18 protein-coding genes are annotated in these 18,710 nt (G+C 31.5%); 5 read left to right on the top strand and 13 right to left on the bottom strand.

Annotation, left to right across the window (positions count from 1 at the left end):
* Window positions 1–52 precede the first annotated feature (52 nt).
* Both DZ65_RS0107735 and DZ65_RS0107730 read left to right on the top strand, forming a co-directional pair.
* Window positions 53–3,022, top strand: coding sequence for an NAD-glutamate dehydrogenase domain-containing protein (locus tag DZ65_RS0107735; RefSeq protein ID WP_024788061.1), 2,970 nt, complete (start codon window positions 53–55; stop codon window positions 3,020–3,022).
* A gap of 4 nt (window positions 3,023–3,026) precedes the next feature.
* Entirely contained in the window at window positions 3,027–4,772 is a 1,746-nt protein-coding gene (locus tag DZ65_RS0107730; protein WP_024788060.1) for a chloride channel protein, read from the top strand.
* Here the strand turns inward: DZ65_RS0107730 and DZ65_RS0107725 are convergent.
* The 13 genes from DZ65_RS0107725 to fliW are packed head-to-tail and all read right to left on the bottom strand — an operon-like array spanning window position 4,765 to window position 13,006.
* Window positions 4,765–5,157: a GatB/YqeY domain-containing protein gene (locus tag DZ65_RS0107725; RefSeq protein ID WP_024788059.1), complete on the bottom strand. Its 393-nt coding sequence runs from the start codon at window positions 5,155–5,157 to the stop codon at window positions 4,765–4,767. The two genes, DZ65_RS0107730 and DZ65_RS0107725, sit on opposite strands and share 8 nt — an antisense overlap.
* A gap of 15 nt (window positions 5,158–5,172) precedes the next feature.
* Entirely contained in the window at window positions 5,173–6,501 is a 1,329-nt protein-coding gene (gene mnmE, locus DZ65_RS0107720) for a tRNA uridine-5-carboxymethylaminomethyl(34) synthesis GTPase MnmE (RefSeq protein ID WP_024788058.1), read from the bottom strand.
* Window positions 6,470–7,117: a Jag N-terminal domain-containing protein gene (locus DZ65_RS0107715; protein ID WP_024788057.1), complete on the bottom strand. Its 648-nt coding sequence runs from the start codon at window positions 7,115–7,117 to the stop codon at window positions 6,470–6,472. The genes mnmE and DZ65_RS0107715 overlap by 32 nt, the downstream gene beginning before the upstream one ends.
* Window positions 7,101–8,609 carry a membrane protein insertase YidC gene (gene yidC, locus DZ65_RS0107710; protein ID WP_024788056.1) on the bottom strand — a complete coding sequence of 503 codons (1,509 nt, stop codon included), beginning with the start codon at window positions 8,607–8,609 and terminating at the stop codon, window positions 7,101–7,103. Before yidC ends, DZ65_RS0107715 begins: the two co-directional genes overlap by 17 nt.
* The gene (gene yidD, locus DZ65_RS0107705) at window positions 8,606–8,923 is read right to left on the bottom strand and encodes a membrane protein insertion efficiency factor YidD (protein WP_035003207.1); all 318 of its coding nucleotides are present in this window, start codon (window positions 8,921–8,923) and stop codon (window positions 8,606–8,608) included. The genes yidC and yidD overlap by 4 nt, the downstream gene beginning before the upstream one ends.
* Entirely contained in the window at window positions 8,889–9,146 is a 258-nt protein-coding gene (gene rnpA, locus DZ65_RS10595; protein WP_236617401.1) for a ribonuclease P protein component, read from the bottom strand. The genes yidD and rnpA overlap by 35 nt, the downstream gene beginning before the upstream one ends.
* Before the next feature lie 23 nt (window positions 9,147–9,169).
* Window positions 9,170–9,304, bottom strand: a complete 135-nt coding sequence (rpmH, locus tag DZ65_RS0107695) for a 50S ribosomal protein L34 (RefSeq protein WP_024788053.1) — start codon at window positions 9,302–9,304, stop codon at window positions 9,170–9,172.
* A 38-nt stretch (window positions 9,305–9,342) separates the two neighbouring features.
* Window positions 9,343–9,843: a ribosome hibernation-promoting factor, HPF/YfiA family gene (gene hpf, locus DZ65_RS0107690; RefSeq protein ID WP_024788052.1), complete on the bottom strand. Its 501-nt coding sequence runs from the start codon at window positions 9,841–9,843 to the stop codon at window positions 9,343–9,345.
* A gap of 42 nt (window positions 9,844–9,885) precedes the next feature.
* The gene (locus DZ65_RS0107685; RefSeq protein WP_024788051.1) at window positions 9,886–10,302 is read right to left on the bottom strand and encodes a hypothetical protein; all 417 of its coding nucleotides are present in this window, start codon (window positions 10,300–10,302) and stop codon (window positions 9,886–9,888) included.
* Window positions 10,299–11,261: a type II secretion system protein gene (locus tag DZ65_RS0107680; RefSeq protein ID WP_024791500.1), complete on the bottom strand. Its 963-nt coding sequence runs from the start codon at window positions 11,259–11,261 to the stop codon at window positions 10,299–10,301. The genes DZ65_RS0107685 and DZ65_RS0107680 overlap by 4 nt, the downstream gene beginning before the upstream one ends.
* Complete coding sequence (locus DZ65_RS0107675) at window positions 11,258–11,914, bottom strand: type II secretion system protein (protein WP_024788049.1); 657 nt, start codon at window positions 11,912–11,914, stop codon at window positions 11,258–11,260. The genes DZ65_RS0107680 and DZ65_RS0107675 overlap by 4 nt, the downstream gene beginning before the upstream one ends.
* Window positions 11,892–12,632: a pyrroline-5-carboxylate reductase gene (gene proC, locus DZ65_RS0107670; RefSeq protein ID WP_024788048.1), complete on the bottom strand. Its 741-nt coding sequence runs from the start codon at window positions 12,630–12,632 to the stop codon at window positions 11,892–11,894. Before proC ends, DZ65_RS0107675 begins: the two co-directional genes overlap by 23 nt.
* Window positions 12,629–13,006: a flagellar assembly protein FliW gene (gene fliW, locus DZ65_RS0107665; RefSeq protein ID WP_024788047.1), complete on the bottom strand. Its 378-nt coding sequence runs from the start codon at window positions 13,004–13,006 to the stop codon at window positions 12,629–12,631. Before fliW ends, proC begins: the two co-directional genes overlap by 4 nt.
* 188 nt (window positions 13,007–13,194) lie before the next feature.
* Here fliW and DZ65_RS0107655 point away from each other — a divergent pair, with 188 nt between their 5' ends.
* From DZ65_RS0107655 to lon, 3 genes are read left to right on the top strand one after another with little or no spacing between them, the layout of a single operon-like run.
* Window positions 13,195–15,768: a valine--tRNA ligase gene (locus DZ65_RS0107655; protein ID WP_024788046.1), complete on the top strand. Its 2,574-nt coding sequence runs from the start codon at window positions 13,195–13,197 to the stop codon at window positions 15,766–15,768.
* Window positions 15,761–16,381, top strand: coding sequence for an outer membrane protein assembly factor BamD (bamD, locus tag DZ65_RS0107650; protein ID WP_024788045.1), 621 nt, complete (start codon window positions 15,761–15,763; stop codon window positions 16,379–16,381). Before DZ65_RS0107655 ends, bamD begins: the two co-directional genes overlap by 8 nt.
* Before the next feature lie 9 nt (window positions 16,382–16,390).
* Entirely contained in the window at window positions 16,391–18,706 is a 2,316-nt protein-coding gene (gene lon, locus DZ65_RS0107645) for an endopeptidase La (RefSeq protein ID WP_024791499.1), read from the top strand.
* The last annotated feature ends 4 nt before the right edge of the window (window positions 18,707–18,710 follow it).

Below are 18,710 nucleotides of genomic sequence, written 5' to 3'. Positions count from 1 at the left end.
AGAAGAAGAGTTTTATATTCCAGATAATTCTTCTTTTCGAAAGAGAAAAAATGTGATAAAATTTGATAAATTAAAAAATGAACTGTTAATATCCAAAAATTTAAACACTTCAATAACTTTTCTTTCAAAGCTTCTTGATAATTTCAATATTGAAATTGTCAATGTAAAAGAAAATAACGATACCCTGATTTTAAAGATTAATATAACACATCAGGATTTTTTTGAAAAATATAAAAAAATTTTCTTTGATATTATAAAAAAAGCTATTAACAAACAAATAACTTACAACTGTAAATTATATTATTTTGCATGGGTCGGGTTTGATTTAAGAAAAATCGCTTTATTAAGAGCTGTTTTAAAATATCAAAAACAGCTTTTTTATGAATTTAATGAAAGTGCAATTATTAAAACTTTTATTAAAAATTCTGATGTGGTGGAATCGGTTATCAATTATTTTCTTCAAAAATTTTCAAAAAAAGATGATTATTCATATCTTGAGAACAGACTTGAAGAAAAATTAAACACCGTCAATGAATTAAGTGAATATAAAATTTTAAAAATATTTTATTTAATTATAAAAAATATACTTCGGACAAATTATTTTCTTAATAAAAAAACAATTTCTTTTAAAATTGACACTTCCAAATTAAAACCTTATCTGTTTTCTGTTCAACCCAATATTGAAAGTTTTGTTTATCACGAACAATTTAACGGAATCCATTTAAGAATGAGTAAAATTTCACGAGGGGGGATAAGATATTCAAACAGGGAGGATTTCAGGGAAGAAATCAAAGATTTAATGAAAGCGCAAGTTGCAAAAAACGCAATTATTGTCCCTGACGGGGCAAAAGGTGGATTTTATATTTTTTTTAATCCGACAAAAACTGAATTTAAAAAAATTTATACACTTTTTATAGATGCACTGCTTGATTTAGTAGACACCGCGGATACAACAAATTTAATTAAATATGATGAAACGGACAATTATTTCGTAGTGGCGGCTGACAGAGGTACGGCCAATATGAGTGATATTGCAAATGAAATATCGCTAAAAAGAAATTTTAATTTAAAAGATGCCTTTGCAAGCGGAGGCAAAAACGGATATTCACATAAAAAACTTGGCATTACAGCAAAAGGTGCACTTACCTCAGCCGGAAGACATTTTTTGGAATTGGGCAAAAATGTTTTAAAAGATGAAATAAGTGTAGTGGGAATAGGCAGTATGAGAGGTGACGTATTCGGCAACGGAATGCTTCTTAATAAAAACTTCCTACTTCTTGCGGCTATTTCTCATAATGAAATTTTTATCGACCCGACCCCTGATTCAAAAATTTCATATAACGAAAGAAAAAGACTTTTTTTAGAGGGAAAAAACTGGGATGAATATAATAAAAATTTAATTTCAAAAGGCGGGGGTGTTTTTAAAAAAGGTTTAAAAAAAATTAAAATTTCCCCGGAAATGAAAAAGGTGTTTTCTATAAACGAAAATTATTTATCAAGTGAAGAATTAATAAAATATCTTTTAAAAGCAAACGTCGATATGCTCTATTTCGGAGGAATAGGAACTTACATAAAATCAAGCGAAGAAAACAATATCTATATCAGTGACAAACAAAATGAAAATATAAGAATTAATGCTGATGAAATAAAGGCAAAAGTTATTTGTGAAGGTGCAAATTTGGCTATGACTTTAAAAGCCAGATATGAATACGCTTTAAACGGGGGCAAAATACATCTTGACAGTATTGACAATTCTGCAGGGGTAAATATAAGTGATTATGAAGTAAATCTGAAAATTTTATTAAACGATTTGGTGGAAAAAAATATAATTTCCAAAAAAGAAAAAAATGAAATATTAATAAATCTTACAGAAGAAGTTGTAAACAAAGTCTTAAAAAACAATTATTTACAGCCTTTAAGAATCAGTCTTGATGAAATAAAAATATATAAAGAAAAATTAATAAATATAATAGAAACATTGGAAAAGCATATCGAAATATTTAAACGAGAAAATTTTTCTATCCCCAAAAACTCTGAAATAGAAATAATTTTTTATAAAAACAGGGTAATTAAGCCGGTTTTGGCTATATTGTTATTATATTCAAAAATTTTCTTAAAAAATTATATTTTAAAAAATTTTTATAAATGCAAATATGCTTCTACATTTTTAAAACACTATTTTCCGTCTTCTGTTTACAGCTCTTACAGCGAATATGTAAATTCACATTTGCTAAAAAATCAAATCATAGCAACACAAATAACTAATGAAATAATAAACAATTACGGCATTTCTTTTATAAATAATTTCAAAGAAAAAGAATTTCCTTATAAAATTACAGCCTATATAATATTAAACGATTTAATTAATGCAAACAGCATAAGGGAAGAAATATATTCCCTTAATTTTCAAATCGAATATCAAAAAATATACGATATGCTTATAGAGTTGGAGGAAACGATAAAATTTGCCTCCAGATGGCTTATTAAAGAATTAGAAAACGAAAATATCAAGCCTTTGATGCTTATCACATACAAAGAAAAACTTAAAAATATTTTTTCAAAAAAGTATAAAAATTTTAAAAATAAAAAAAATATAGGTATTTTTCTTGAATGGAAAGAACTGTTTAAATTTCTTCCGGCAATTATTTATTTTAACCATAAATATTCTTTTAAACTGGAAAATATTTTGAAACTTTTTGAAATTACAATAAAAAAATTCCAAATAAACAAATTATTACACAGCATAAAGCACATAAAGCCAAAAAGCAGAATAGAAAAAAATTTAAAAGAAGAAATAGAATCAATGATAGAATATTTTGTAATAACATTTAACGAAGAAATTTTAAAAACCGGCTTTAATGAAAACAAAATTAATAAATCAATAAATAGTTTTTTAGAAATAAAAAAAGAAGAATACAAGCATATGATAAATGAAACTGATGAACTATGCAAAGAACACAGCAAATCGTTACTGGAAATTTCTCATATAAGTAACATTCTTATATTGAATATGCTAAAATAACATTATGAATACTCAAAATCAAATTAAAAAATATTTAATTTTACTTTTAGACACCTTTGTTATAGGGCTTATAGGGACAATTTGCGCAAGTATATTTATTTTTTTACTGGATTTAATAAGCAAATTTACACTGGGTTATATTGCCGGTTATATTCCCGCAGACACCATAAATATAATCAGCTCGCATATTAATCATCCTTTTAGTCCTGTAAATTTGATTATTGTAATTGTAACAGGGGGATTGATTTCAGGATTTTTAGTCTACACATTTGCACCCGAAGCAGAAGGACATGGAACAGACACTGTTATCAGAGCTTACCATAGGGCTGGTGGATATTTGCGGCCTATTGTAACACCTATTAAAATTATCGCCTCAGCTATAACCATAGGAACAGGTGGAGCAGCCGGAAGAGAAGGTCCTACAGCACTTTTTAGCGCGGGTATAGGTTCCATTTATGCCAATATTAGACATGCTTCTATTGAAAAAAGAAGACTTTTTGCGATTATTGGAATGGCTGCGGGACTTTCTGCAGTATTTAAAGCTCCTATGGGAACGGCAATATTTTCAATAGAAGTTCTTTACAGCGAACTGGAATATGAAACAAGAGAACTGTTGTTTGTTTTTTTCGGGCCTTTAATAGCTTATATATTTTCCGGTTATATTTTCGGATGGCAGCCTATTTTCACAATGCCTTCCAATTTGCAGATAACGGATATTAAAACCTATATAGAAATTATTCTTCTTGGAATTATAAGCGGAATAGTATCGGTAATACTGCCGAATATATTTTATTATACAAGAGATTTTTTTAGAAACTTACCTATAAAACCTCATTTTAAACCTGCGCTCGGAGCATTATTTGTAGGAGTAATAGGAATTTACATACCCCAGGTTTTAGGGGGTGGATATGGATGGATTCAACAGGCGATAAACGGAAATTTTACTGAAAAAATTTTAATAATATTATTTGCTGGTAAAATATTGGCTTTTTCCTTAACTATCGGTTCCGGCGGTTCCGGTGGTGTATTTGCACCTACATTATTTATAGGTGCTACACTTGGAACATTCCTGGCCATAATTTTTCACAATACAAGTGCAATTTTCAGTGTTATTGCAATGGCGGCTGTTTTTGGAGCGGCGGCAAGAACACCACTTGCCGCAATAGTAATAGTGGTTGAAATGGCTGGTGGATATTCACTGTTGCCTGCTACTATTTTAGCAGTATTTTTTTCTTCTATTACACATAAATTAATATGTTCTGTATTTAATGTAAAATACATAAGCTTGTATGAAGCACAGTTATTAAATAAAAATTATTCTATTTTTTATCAAATAAAAACATTAAAAAATATACTGTTTTGCTATCAGGACTTATTACAGCTAAATCCTTCTGAAATTGAAAAAGAAGAAATTGTTGAACTGCTTGAAAGCGGAGCTCCTATAAAACTCCCAAACAACAAATATCTGTTTTTTGGAAAAATAAACAAAAATGCAGAACTAAAAAAAGAAGGATATATTAAAAAATTTAAAGATTTAAGGGTTTTATATATATTCAGAAACGGTGAGTGGTATCATCCAAGCGAAATAGAATGTTTAAAAGAAAACGATGAAGTTTTGGTTTACGGAGCACAAAGCGCCATAAACAAACTCAGCTCTTACTTTACACCTGTTTCAGAATATTTTTCAAAATTAAAACGTCAGCATGAAAAATTGGAAGAGGATATAAATAAACCTATACCTATTAAATAGATTTGATGATTTTATTGGCTAAGCCTAAATCTATATCCCCTCTTTGTTTTAATCTTTTCATAATTTCGCCTATATTTTTTCCGCCTATTTCATTAATAATTTCTTCTATAATTTTTTTGCTCTCTTCTTCACTTAACATTTTAGGCAAAAATTCCTCGTATATTGAAAGTTCTTTTTTGGCTTCTTCCATTCCTGCATCGATACTTTCTTTTGCCATTTTGGCAAGTTTCCTGGCAGCTTCAATTATATGTTTTTCACTTATCTCTTCATTTTTTGATTTTGCAAGTTTTTGGGCAGTGTCTACAAGCATCATTAATGCATTGGCTTTTGTTTTATCTTCTTTTTTTGCTTTAATCATCATTTTTTTAAGTTCAATTATTGTCATTTTTTCTCCTTTGATTTATTTTCCGACACAAAAACTTCCAAACATTTTATCAAGCATTTCGTCATATTCAAAAGGTCTTGTTATTTCACTTACAGCTTTTATGGCATCCTGGATATTATAACTGAAAAGCTCAAGTTCGCCGGTATCTAAAAATTCTTCCGCTTCATTTATTGCTTTGAGTGATTTTTTTATCATTTCAATTTGCCTTAAAGATGTGAGTATATGCTCATTTTCACCCTCTTTATTGTCCAAAAGTTTTTTTATGGCTTCAATTAATTCATTTATATCTTTTTTTGCTGAAATTTTTACAATTTCAAAGTTTTTAAACCTGTTTAAATCTATATTTATACCCAGATCAACTTTGTTTATCACTATAATAGCCTCTTTTTTTGAATTTTTAATTAAATCAAATATTTTTTCATCTTCTTTATTGAAATTATTGGCTTCAAAAACACCCAAAATAATATCGCTTTCGTTAATTGCTTTTTTACTCCTCTCAACACCTATTTTTTCTATTTCGTCTTTGGCAACCCTTATTCCGGCAGTGTCTATGATTTTAATTAAATGTGAACCTATTTGTATATCTTCTTCAATTGTATCGCGCGTAGTCCCTGCGAGGGAGCTTACTATCGCCCTGTTTTTATTTAAAAGAGCATTTAAAATAGAGCTTTTACCTACATTTGGTTTACCGACAATTGACACTTTATATCCGTTAATGACACCTTGGCGTCTCTGGCTCGCTTCAAGTGTTTTTTCCAGAACATTTTTTATTTCATTTAGTTTTTTTCTAATCTCTCCTCCAAGACTTTCAGGCAAATCCTCTTCGGCATAATCTATAAACACCTCAGAATAAGCCATAATTTCCACAAGCCTGTTTCTGATATCCTCCACAAATTCTTTAAGTTCGCCTTCTAACTGACGTGAAAGAACCCTCGCCCCCTCAACACTTCTTGTTTCAATTAATTTGGCTATAGCTTCAGCCTGGGTTGCATCAATTTTCCCGTTTAAAAAAGCCCTTTTGCTAAATTCTCCCGGATTTGCCAATCTGGCACCTGCTTTTAAAACTTCTTCCAATATAAGTCTGCTTACCACATATCCCCCGTGGCATTGAAATTCAATTACATCTTCCCCTGTAAATGAATGTGGGGCTTTAAAATAAATTACAAGGGCTATATCTATGAGATTGTTTTTTAAATCGTATACTTTTGCCAAGGTGGCGATTCTGGGGGTTAATTCTTTTTTTATCAGTTTTTTAGCAATACTTAAAGCCCCCTCTCCTGATATTCTGAGTATCGAAATAGCGCCTACCCCGTTAGGAGTTGCTATTGCCGCTATAGTGTTCATGTCTTTCGCCTATTACAATATATTTTTCCCTGTTTCTTTCTTTGAGGGCGACATATTTTTCAGGAAATTCTTTTCTTAATATTTCAAGCGCCAAAAAAGCCAAAATTCCGTCAAACGGTTTGGTTTTTCCGTATCCTCTGATTTTTACTTTTTCAATAAAAGGAGCTAAATAGTTTTTAAGCATTTCGGTTTGTGTTTTTAAAAACTCTGCAATTTCAAGTCTTACTTTAAATCCGTATTTTTGATTAATCCAGCTATAGAGCATATAATTTAAGGCGTTATATCTATATCCTTCTTTACCTATCAGCAAAGCAGCGTCGGGACCGTCTATTTTTATTCCCACTGTTTCATCGTTTATTTTATAAACATCTATTGTGTCAATATTAAAACAGGAATTATTAAATAAATTTATTAAACTTTTTTTTATCTCTCCAATAACCTCCTCTATATTTTTTTCAGGTTCTTCCACCTCAATTACAGCGGTTTTGGAAAAAAAACCCAAAAAACCTTTCGAAGGATACTGAAGTATTTTTATATTAAGCTCGGTAACAGAGCAGTTAAATGTTTCACTCGCCTTTAAATAGGCTTCTTCAAGAGTTTTAGCTTCTATGCGCACTTTTTTTCTCCATTAATTTATTTATTATATATTGTTGCAAAATTGAAAGAATATTGTTCGTTGTCCAATAAAGAACCAAACCTGCCGGAAATGTTGCCATCATAAAAGTAAACACAAGAGGCAGAAATTTAAATATTTTCTCCTGCATAGGATCCTGGAAATTGGTAGGTGTCAGCCTTTGATGCAGATACATACTAACCCCCATTAAAACAGGCAAAATAAAATAAGGGTCCATTGAACTTAAATCATGTATCCATAAAAATGACGCCCCTTTTAATTCAATGGAATATAAAAGAAGTTTGTAAATACCGTAAAAAATAGGTATTTGAAGTACTAAAGGCAAACACCCTCCTAAAGGGTTTGCCCCATGCTCTTTATAAAGTTTCATCATATGTTGTTGAAGTTTTTGAGGGTCTTTTTTATATTTTTGTTGCAATTCTTTCATTTTAGGGGCAAGTTCTTTAAGTTTATACATACTTATCATTCCCTTAAAAGTAAGAGGAAATAAAACAATTCTCACAATAATAACAAGGAAAATAATGGCAATACCCCAGTTTATCACTATTTTATGCAGCCAGTCAAGCAATATAAACAGATTTCTCGCAAAAAATGTTCCCACTCCGTATTGAACAACATCAATAAGTTCTTTATTAATTCCGGTAAGTGTGTCCACATATTTTGGGCCAATATATCCGGTTAATTCAATATTTTTATCCGTGTTTATAAAAATCAGGGGATTATTTTCTTTATTCGGATAAACAATTGCTTTCAGAGGTTTTTTTGAAAAGAAAAGAGTTGTGTAATATCTGTCAAACCCCGCTATGACAATTGCATTATCATATGTTTTATTTTCAGCATCTCCGTCTTTGATTATATCAAGCGTACCATCGCTTTTTTTGATTAACGCACCGTGAACCGTCAGTTTATCGACTGCGGCTGAAGGCCTGCTTCCCGGGGTGATAAAATAATCAACATTTTTTGATAACTCAATCTTTAAATCATAATGGCCGTCTTTATAAAACGTAATTATTTTTTTTACCGTTAGAGTCGGCAGTTTTTGAGTTAAAGTTATTGTTGCTTTGTCTTTAAGTTTAATTAACTTTTTATCAGATATGTAATCTGTTTTAAAAGCAGCTTCATTTATTTTGGCATCATCAAACCTTATCTCAAGAGGTTTTACATTTGAAACAAGTTCCAGCTTTTTACCGTTTTTTGAAAATTTTTTTTGTTCCAATTTGAAAGAGGCGATTCTTCCGAGTGAATCGATTTTGATTTCATAATTTTTAGCAATTATTTTTGCTATTATTTTTATGTTTTTTTCACTGACTTTATTTATTTTTGTTTTTGTAACTGTGTGTATATTAACACTTTTGTTCTGTTGTGCACTCTGTTTTTGAACCTGCGGTTCAATAACAAAATATTCATAAACAGCAAAAAAAATAAATGAAATCAATGTTGCAATTATAATATTTTTCATATTGGGTTTATTCATACTTCTGCCTTTATCACATAATATTTATTTTTTTTTAGAGGAATTAACCAGTATTTTACAGGAAGTTTTTTATATTTAATGTTTTTTAGATTCAATTCAATTACAGGATAATCGATTCCGCCTTTAAAAAGCTGATTACAGGTTAAAATTCTTTTAATAGAAACAATAAAAGCTTTAAGGGGATTATTCAATTCAAACTGAATCTTACTATATTCTGAGCAACTGGGATAATATCTGCAGTTATTACCAAGCATCGGACTTATAAACAACTGATACAAATCAATTGATTTTATTAATAGCTTTTTTAAAATCATATATAAGCTCTTTAAAATTTATTTGTGAAACATCTTCTTTTGCAATAATTGCAAAGAGTCCTTTTTCATCTTTTGCCAACACCCTGATTCTTCTTTTTATTTTATTTCTAACCACCGCTTTTTTCGAAATTTTTTTAGACACAATCGGGGACACTCTCAAACTTTCAGACGGGAGAAAATATATAACAAAATATTTAGAATAAAATTTTCTCCCTTTTTTTATAATATATTCTATTTCCTTAGAACTTAAACCGCTAATCTTTTTCTGCCTTTGCTTCTTCTTCTTGCAAGTACTTTTCTTCCGTTTTTAGTTTTAAGTCTCGCTCTGAAACCGTGGGTTCTTTTTCTTTTTATTTTACTTGGCTGATATGTTCTTTTCATTTATACTCCTTTTTTAAGCTGAAATTTTACCAAACAAATTAATATAATCCAAGCTTTCCGTCTTTTCTTCTGTATATCACTCTTTTTTCTCCGTTTTTATCTCTAAACACCATAAAATAAAGGCCTGATTTTTTATATTCTTCAATAGCTTCATCTATACTTAAAGGTTTTTCCACATCAAGAGGAACCTCGACAATTTCATCCTGACTTTCTTCAACTATTATTTCTTCCAATCTGTCTTTTTTACGATAATCTTTAATTTTATCATGATATCTTCTTAATAATTTTTCAAGTTTGTCTTTTGCCTTGTCAAGTGCGGCATACATGTCTTTATCTTTAAAATGGACAACCGCTGTGCCTTTTTCAGGTATATTCATTATTATTTCTGCATTAAAAAAATCTCTTTTGTCTTTTTCTATTGTTACAACCGAATGAAGAATCCCCAAATTGTATTTTTCTATTTCATTTATTACTTTTTTGATATGGTCTTTCATAGCCTCTGTTAATTCAACATTTCTGCCAACAACTGTTACGTTCATAATTCTCCTTTTATTTAAAATTGATTAGGAATTATAGCAAATTTATGGATTTTGAAGTGTAAATCTGACTTTTCTTATGTAAAAAGAAGGATTTTTTGAAGTTACTGTTACATAAATTAATGCACTTCCATTCGTATCGGCCGTGTTTATATTTGAACAATACCCACTGCAACTGCTTGTATTACAATCCGTTAAAAAATAATGATATGTTATATTTACATCAAAAAAAGTATCACTTAAACTGATATGTTTTAAACAGTTATTGTTATAATCATGCCCCTGCATTGCCATAATTGCATATTCTGTTGCGGCCCTGCTCATAAGCTCCGCCCTGCTGTCCATTGAGACTTCGGCTGTATGTTTGTTTGTCGCAGCGGCAAATTCCAGACTCATAACACCTATAATAGCAACAACTATTACAAAAACAAGGGTAATTAGCAGGGAAAATGATTTTTTCAAAATACAACCTTTTCTTTACATATTGTTAAATTATAATCACGTAGATTTTTATTTGCAGATGTAATACATACATAAATTCTCAAAAGGCCGTTTTCTTCTTTAAACTTAAATTTGGTAACATGAGTGGCCAAAATTGAGACATTCCCATCTGTATAATTTTGATCAAGCCATGGAAAATAATTAAATCTGAGTGTAAGATTATATTCATTGCCGCTTTTTACCGGAACAACCGCTTCCGCTGAATTAATTATATAATATCCTTCATAAACCGTTGTTGAATTGGATTCATCAACAGCACTTAAATTTAATTCAGTGTCACTTAATTTGCCTATGGCAAAAACTCTTGTCGCGTTATGTTCATACCAGCCGTAAGAATTGTTTATATCACTGAGATCCCCTCTTCCGTCACTGCCGCTGAAAACTAAAACATCCCGTTTATTGTTAAAAATATTATTATATCCGTTAATTCCCCATGTATGAAACCAGTTACCGTCTATTTGCTGAACAATTGAAAAATTACTGTCGGGAGTGGATATATTGTATTCATCGCCTCCGTTTGAGGAATTTGTATCTTTTAAATCCACAAAACCGCTCCAGCCGGGCTGGATTTTAGTACCGTTCCACATCCCTCTTTTTGAATAAACAGAATAATTAAGCCATTCCAATACCCGATATTTCCAGCTGTTTTGCGGGGTTAACTGCGAAACGGCGATAAAATCTCCGTCTGGAATTCCACTGTCATTACAATGACTCGCAATTACACTGTTTTTTATTCTTGTTTTTAATTTGGATGCAATAATATTAAGGGTTAAATCTGTTTTATAAGCAAGCCTGTTCATCTCTTTTTGCATAACATAATTATTTGCAAGTTTTTGAAGAATTTCAACGCTGATTGTTCCGAGTATTCCCAAAATCACTATTACAATGGTAAGTTCTATTAATGTAAATGCTTTTTTCATCTGCTTATTTCCTCTAAAGATAAAAATTTACTCGCCCCTATGTTGCATGTTGGATAATAAATTGTCACATTATTGTCACTTGTTATTTTTATAAGTTTTATATTCGTTTTATTTGCAATATTATTATAGTTATATGAAAAAGACAAATTTTGGTCATTATAACTGGCATTATCTTCGATATAATAAATACGCACTGTTAAATTCACACCGTTTATCATTTCCGAAAAATTATTAAAATCATCTATATCATCATAGGCGGAAATGTTATTTTCCCCTGAATCTGTACCAATATCGGAGACACCCAAACTGCTTCCACTTCTGAATATATTATTATTAAATTCAGCTTTACCTCTTCTTGCAGGGCCCGTATATATAGAATTAAAATTTATTAAAAGCTCACTTTCCCCATTGCTTGCATTCAAATCTTTATAAAAATTATCCCCTAAAGTATTGTTTTCATCAAAATAATAAGGCAAAATCATTGTAAGTAGACTCATTTCATTTAAAACCGTTTCTTCTTTTGTAACCGTTTTTGCAGTTTTGAAAACACTTTCAAGGATTAAAGGAAAAGTAGCCGCTATAATTCCTAAAACCACAATGGAAATTACAATTTCAAATAATGAAAACGCTTTATAATTTTTTTGATTTTTCATAAGTTTTTTTTACTACCTTTATCATAGTACTTCTTATTTTATTATCTTCTATTTCCAAGACACCTTCTGCCGTTGTACCTTTTGGAGACATTACTTTGTCTTTTGTTTCGCTAAAAGGCAAATTAATTGTGCTGAAACTTTTAAAAAGTCCTTTAACAAGCTTGTTTGCGACATCTCTTTTAAAACCTATATAAACGCCACCGTCACTTATCGCTTCCGCTATTATAGCCAAAAATGCAGGACCGCTTCCGATAATAGCTGTTGCTTTATCTATTTCATCATCATTTTCAAGCCAAACGACATCCCCTATATAAGAAAACAATTCCTCCGCTCTTTTTTTTACATCAATATTCCCAGTTACAGCAGTAGTGGATGACCCGTAGGCTGCTGCTATATTTGGCATTGCTCTTATATACGCTTTTGCTTTAATATATTTTTGAAGTTCTGTTAAACTTTTACCGGCTAAAATAGAATAAAGAGTTTTTGCTTCACCTTTTATTCTCATAGAAACCTCAGCAAGCGCATAAGGCTTAACGGCTAAAATTATTTCTCTATCAGTTATATCAAAACCGTCTAATAAAAAATATTCACATTCAAATTCTTTTGAAAAATTTTTTAATTTATCTTCATTTCTGCCCACAACTGCAAATTTTTCTTTTCCTCTCATTCCCGTTGCAATAGCCCTGGCCATTGCCCCATAGCCGAGTATATAAATCACTTCTTTTCCTTTATGTAATTTCTAAGAGGATCGCTCAGAGAATAAGGATATTTATCTAAAATCACCTGTCCCATAATTTTCTCATCATTGTTAAAAATAACAGGAGCGGCGAAATTAATTGTCGAATCTACAAACGGTTTATTTATTATCATAATGTTTAAAACAAAATAATTACTGTTTTCATTTAATTTGAGCTTTTTTTGGGCATCTTCGTCTATTTCAAAAAAATAATCCTCTCTTAAAACAGCGGGATTGATTAATGTAAAAGAGATATTTCCGTTTTGAAGTTTAAAAAAATTGGGTTCAATCTCTTCCAATTCAAATTTATCTATATTTTCAAATCCAAGAACAGGCAAAGCAACTTTATATTCCATCAATATCCTTTTTTTGCATTTACAGCAATAATTATACCTAAATTTTTAAAAATGAAAAACTTTTTTCCATTATCCACCATGGCCGTTTTTCAAGCAGCCAGGTTAGTTAATTCGCTTTGCTCATTTTCGCTCATTTTCCATTATCCATTGATAAATTTGTGTTATAATTTCGCAAAAAAGGAACAGCATTGAGAGAATACAACCCTCATGAATATGAAAAAAACACATATGAAACATGGGAGACGGAAGGTTTTTTTGAAGTAGATTATAAAAAAGAAAAAAATTTTTGCATTATGATGCCCCCTCCCAATGTCACCGGAAGTCTTCATATAGGCCATGCATTAACCTTTACCCTTCAGGATATCATTGTAAGATATAAAAGAATGGACGGATATGCCACACTTTGGCAACCGGGAACAGACCATGCCGGAATTGCCACCCAAAATGTTGTGGAAAAACAGATTTTGGCGGAAGGTAAAACAAAAGAAGAAATAGGAAGGGCCGAATTTTTAAAAAGAGTATGGAAATGGAAAGAGTTTAGCGGCGGCACTATTACAACCCAGCTTAGACGCCTGGGGGCAAGCCCTGCCTGGTCCAGGGAAAGATTTACAATGGATGAAGGTCTACAAAGAGCTGTAAGGGTTGCTTTTAAAAAACTTTATGATGAGGGGCTCATTGTAAAAGGCAATTATATGGTAAACTGGTGTCCAAAAGACGGGGCACTAAGTGATATTGAAGTGGAATATGAAACACACGAAGGCGAGCTTGTTTATATTAAATATCCAATCGTAAATAGCGATGAATATATAGTAGTTGCCACCACAAGACCTGAAACATACTTTGGGGATACTGCTGTTATGGTAAATCCGGAAGATGAAAGATATAAACATTTAATAGGTAAAAAAGTAAGACTTCCTCTGATAAACAGGGAAATTCCGATTATTGCGGATAGCTATGTTGACATGGAATTTGGAACCGGTGCGGTAAAAGTAACACCTGCTCATGACCCAAACGACTATGAAGTGGGGCTTAGACACAATCTTCCTATAATAAAAGTATTTGATGAAAAAGGTATTTTAAACGAAAACGCCGGAGAATTTGCCGGACTTGACAGACTGGAAGCAAGAAGTAAAGTAGTTGAAAAACTTGAAAGCAAAGGATTTATTGAAAAAAAAGAAAAACATATTCATCAGGTAGGCCACTGTTACAGATGCAAAAGCGTAATAGAACCCTATGTTTCAACCCAGTGGTTTTTGAAAAAAGAAGTGGCAAAAGAGGCTATCGAAGCCGCCAACAAAGGCGAAGTAAAATTTCATCCAGCACAATGGAAAAACAATTACGATGCATGGATGAGAGAGCTTAGGGACTGGTGTATTTCACGCCAACTATGGTGGGGGCATCAAATTCCCGTTTATTACTGTGATGAATGCGGACATGAATGGGCAAGCGTGGAAGAGCCGAAAGAGTGCCCTAAATGCCGCTCAAAAAATTTCCATCAGGACCCTGATGTTCTTGATACATGGTTTAGCTCCGCCCTTTGGCCTTTTTCTACGCTTGGATGGGAAAACGGTGAATGGGGGAAAGGGACCAAATGGAAAGAAGTTGATTTAAAAAGATTTTATCCAAACAATCTTTTAATAACAGGCTTTGATATTTTATTTTTCTGGGTTGCAAGAATGATGATGATGGGTGTTCATTTCTTAAAAGAAGTGCCTTTTAGGGATGTTTATTTACATGCCCTGGTAAGAGACGAACACGGCCAGAAAATGAGCAAATCAAAAGGAAACGTAATAGACCCGCTTGAAATGATAGATAAATATTCGGCCGACATTATGAGATTCACCCTTGCAATACTTGCCGTTCAGGGAAGAGATATAAAACTCTCAGAAGCAAAAATGCTTGAATCAAGAAACTTTACCAATAAATTATATAACGCCGCAAGATTTTTAAAAATGCATAAGGAAAAATTTAATGATTTAAAAAATCAGGAGATTAAAACAGACCTCGGTAAATGGATGCTTTATAAATTAAATAGAGCCATTAAAAACGTAAGAGCTGAACTTGATGAATACAGATTTAACGATGCGGCAATGACTCTTTACAGATATTTATGGCAGGATTTTTGCGACTGGGGAATTGAGCTTGGCAAAGTTTCTAAAGATTCGATTGCCGAACTTGGCTCAATATTCAAAGAATCAATGAAACTGCTTCATCCTTTTATGCCTTTTATTACTGAATTTTTATACCAGGAATTAAGCGGCACTAATATAAAAGAAAACACAATTATGCTAAAAACATATCCAAAACCACTAAAAACAGAAAAACCGGCGGATTTTGATATGATTATTGAAGCGATTGTAAGCCTCAGAAGAATAAAAGCTTTAACCGGAAGTAATTTCAAAAAAGCTTATGTCTTGGCAAATTTACCCGAAATGGCAAAAAAATACATTAAAAAACTTGCAAAAATAGACGAAGTTGAATTCGTTGATAAACCGATTGAAAATGCCATAAGGGATATAAGCGACAACCTTGAAACAATGGTAAGCAAAGAAGAAATCGACATAACGCCTATTGTAAACAGACTCAACAAACAAAAAGAAAAATTAAATAAAGAAATAACAAAGCTTGAAAAGAAACTCTCAAATAAAAATTTCATTGAAAAAGCGCCGAAAGAAGTAATTGAAAAAAATAAAAACGAATTAAATGAACTTAAAGAAAAATTAGAAAAAATTGAAGAAGAATTAAGGAAATTAAATGTTTAAAAAAATCCTTTTTATTATCCCTTTTGTGTTTTTGGGCTGTTCTAACAAAAATGTTGTACATTATGAAAACTTAACGGCTCTTACGTGGCACAATAAAATATCAAAAGATGTAAAAGCAAACAATCTTGACCAGGCTGATGATGATTTTCTCTCTCTGGAAGCAGAGCATCCGGCATCTCCATATATAAAAACAGATATACTTATTTTGGCTTTTGCCCATGCAAACACCGGAGAATTTGAAGTTGGAAAATTTTATCTTGACGAATATGAAAAAAGATATGCCTCTTTGGCTGAAATTCCATGGATTGAATATCAAAAAATAAAATTCGATTTCCTCAAATATAATAATCCTTTTACAAATCAAAAAGAACTCTTAAATCTGATTACCGAATGTAAAAATTATTTAAAAAATTACCCAAATTCCGAATTTAAATATGAAGTAAACACAATTTTAGCCAAAGCTGAATTGACAAAAAATTATTTAGATGTTAGAATATATAACCTGTATAAAAAATTAAATAAACCTAAAGCTGCAGACAAATTTAAAACAGATATTCCAAAAAATTCAAAAGAACCTTCTGTTCCATGGTATAAAAAAATATTTTATTGGTAAAGGTGGATTATGACATTAGAAAATTACGAAAAACTTCCAAGCGTTTTACCCGTTTTGACAGAAAAGGAATTAATATATCCGTTTATGATAATTCCTATTTTTCTTGAAAAGAAAGAGGATGTTTTAGCCATACAAAAAGCGATAAACGACCATTCCCTGATTTTTGTATCAATTAACGACAATATAGGCACATACGGTACAATAGGTACAATTATCAGAAAAGTTACCCTGCCTGAGGGAAAAATAAAAATTCTTTTTCAGGGACTCAGCAGAGGTAAAATTATTGAAATAGAAGACAAAAATCCGACAATGGCTCTAATAGACAAAGTTAAACCGATAGCTGAAGATGAAAAAGAGATAAAAGCGCTTCTTGAAACATTAAAAGAGCATATAATAACCCTAAGCGAAATAAATCCTTTTTTCCCAAAAGATTTTATAAAAATAATTGAAAACAATAAAGATGCCAACAGAGTTGTGGATATCATAGCAAGCTCTCTTAAACTTCCGGTGGAAAAAGGCTATGAATTATTCAAAGAAATTGATACAAAAGAAAGAATTATAAAACTTATTCATTTTATTTTGGAAGAAATAGAATCAATAAAAATTAAAAACGAACTCTCCAAAAAAGTAATGGAACAGGTTCAGGAAGTAAACAGGGAGCATTTATTAAGACAACAGTTAAAATTAATTCAAAAAGAACTCGGAATAAAAAATGAAATAGAAGAAGAAATAAAAGAATATTATGAAAAACTTGAGAGTCTCAAAAAATATATGCGAGAAGATGCATATAAAGAAATTAAAAAACAGCTAAACAGACTCTCCCGTATGCATCCCGACAGCGCCGAAGCCACAACAACACAAAATTATATTGAATGGGCGCTTGAAATACCTTTTGGAAAATATACAAAAGAAGAATTTTCAATAGATGAACTTAAAAACAGGCTCAATAAAGACCATTACGGGTTAAAAAAGCCGAAAGAAAGAATTATAGAATACTTCGGTGCAAAAGAGCTGGCCAAAAAAAGGGGTGAGGAATTTTCCGGGGCAATAATATGTTTTGTGGGCCCTCCGGGTGTTGGTAAAACTTCTCTTGCCAATTCTATTGCCGGCTCTCTTGAGAGAAAAATCGTAAGAATCGCTCTTGGAGGACTTGAAGACGTAAATGAACTAAGAGGCCACAGAAGAACATACATCGGCGCAATGCCCGGGCGTATTGCACAAGGGCTTATTAACGCAAAACAGTTAAACCCTGTAATGGTACTTGATGAAATAGATAAAATTTCAAGATTCAAAGGTGACCCAACAGCAGTGCTTTTGGAAGTATTAGACCCAGAACAGAATGCACATTTTAGAGATTTATATTTAAATTTTGAACTTGATTTAAGCAAAATTTTATTTATAGCCACGGCAAACGACCCAAACACCATACCGGCTCCTTTAAAAGACAGAATGGAGATGATTTTTGTTGGAAGTTATACTCCGCAGGAAAAATTTCAAATTGCCAAAAGATATCTTATCCCTCAGGAGATGAAAAAACATTCTCTTAAAAAAAGCGAAATTTCTATTTCAGACGCAGCGTTAAAAGAAATAATAGACAAATATACAAAAGAAGCGGGTGTAAGGAACCTTAGAAGAATAATTGCTAAAATAATGAGAAAAGCCGCTTTACTTGTTTTAGAAGATAAAAAAGCAAGAGTAAATATCAAAAATTTAAAAGATTTTCTTGATAAAGGTTATTTCGGAATAGAAGAAGTCTGCAAAAAAGATAGAATCGGGGTTGTAAACGGACTTGCATGGACCCCAGTAGGAGGGGATGTGTTGAGAATAGAAGCCGTCAAATATAAAGGCAAAGGACAAATAAGCCTTACAGGGCAGCTCGGAGACGTTATGAAAGAATCCGCACAAATTGCATATACTCTTGTAAAAGTTTTAATTGATACTAAAAAAATTGAAACACAAAAAAGCAGAGAACCCATTTATTACAAATACAACATTCACATTCACGTCCCAGAAGGTGCCATTCCAAAAGACGGGCCTAGTGCTGGAATCACAATGACCACGGCAATTGCAAGCATTTTCAGTAACAGGAAAGTTCACTCAGACATTGCAATGACAGGGGAAATAACATTAAGCGGGGAAGTTTTGCCGATAGGAGGTCTCAAAGAAAAATTAATAGCTGCATATAAAGCAAAAATTAAAAAAGTTTTAATTCCGCAAAAAAATTATGAAAGAGACTTGGACGATATTCCACAAGAAGTTTTAAACGGTCTTGAAATTATTCCGGTTAAAACAATAGATGAAGTGTTAAAAGAAGCCTTAATTTAATGGA

It is taken from the genome of Lebetimonas sp. JS032, assembly GCF_000523315.1.
Taxonomy (GTDB): domain Bacteria; phylum Campylobacterota; class Campylobacteria; order Campylobacterales; family Nautiliaceae; genus Lebetimonas.
Note: the sequence above shows the minus strand (reverse complement) of the source record. Positions and strands in the feature narration are given on the sequence as shown.

Excerpts from the sequence above, each read along its gene's own strand:
- yidD (WP_035003207.1), bottom strand. The coding sequence starts at position 8,923 with ATGATTTTAAAAAAGCTATTAATAAAATCAATTGATTTGTATCAGTTG.
- yidC (WP_024788056.1), bottom strand. The coding sequence starts at position 8,609 with ATGAATAAACCCAATATGAAAAATATTATAATTGCAACATTGATTTCA.
- lon (WP_024791499.1), top strand. The coding sequence starts at position 16,391 with ATGACATTAGAAAATTACGAAAAACTTCCAAGCGTTTTACCCGTTTTG.
- DZ65_RS0107675 (WP_024788049.1), bottom strand. The coding sequence starts at position 11,914 with ATGAAAAATCAAAAAAATTATAAAGCGTTTTCATTATTTGAAATTGTA.
- DZ65_RS0107680 (WP_024791500.1), bottom strand. The coding sequence starts at position 11,261 with ATGAAAAAAGCATTTACATTAATAGAACTTACCATTGTAATAGTGATT.
- hpf (WP_024788052.1), bottom strand. The coding sequence starts at position 9,843 with ATGAACGTAACAGTTGTTGGCAGAAATGTTGAATTAACAGAGGCTATG.
- DZ65_RS0107730 (WP_024788060.1), top strand. The coding sequence starts at position 3,027 with ATGAATACTCAAAATCAAATTAAAAAATATTTAATTTTACTTTTAGAC.
- rpmH (WP_024788053.1), bottom strand. The coding sequence starts at position 9,304 with ATGAAAAGAACATATCAGCCAAGTAAAATAAAAAGAAAAAGAACCCAC.
- DZ65_RS0107725 (WP_024788059.1), bottom strand. The coding sequence starts at position 5,157 with ATGACAATAATTGAACTTAAAAAAATGATGATTAAAGCAAAAAAAGAA.
- bamD (WP_024788045.1), top strand. The coding sequence starts at position 15,761 with ATGTTTAAAAAAATCCTTTTTATTATCCCTTTTGTGTTTTTGGGCTGT.
- fliW (WP_024788047.1), bottom strand. The coding sequence starts at position 13,006 with ATGGAATATAAAGTTGCTTTGCCTGTTCTTGGATTTGAAAATATAGAT.
- mnmE (WP_024788058.1), bottom strand. The coding sequence starts at position 6,501 with ATGAACACTATAGCGGCAATAGCAACTCCTAACGGGGTAGGCGCTATT.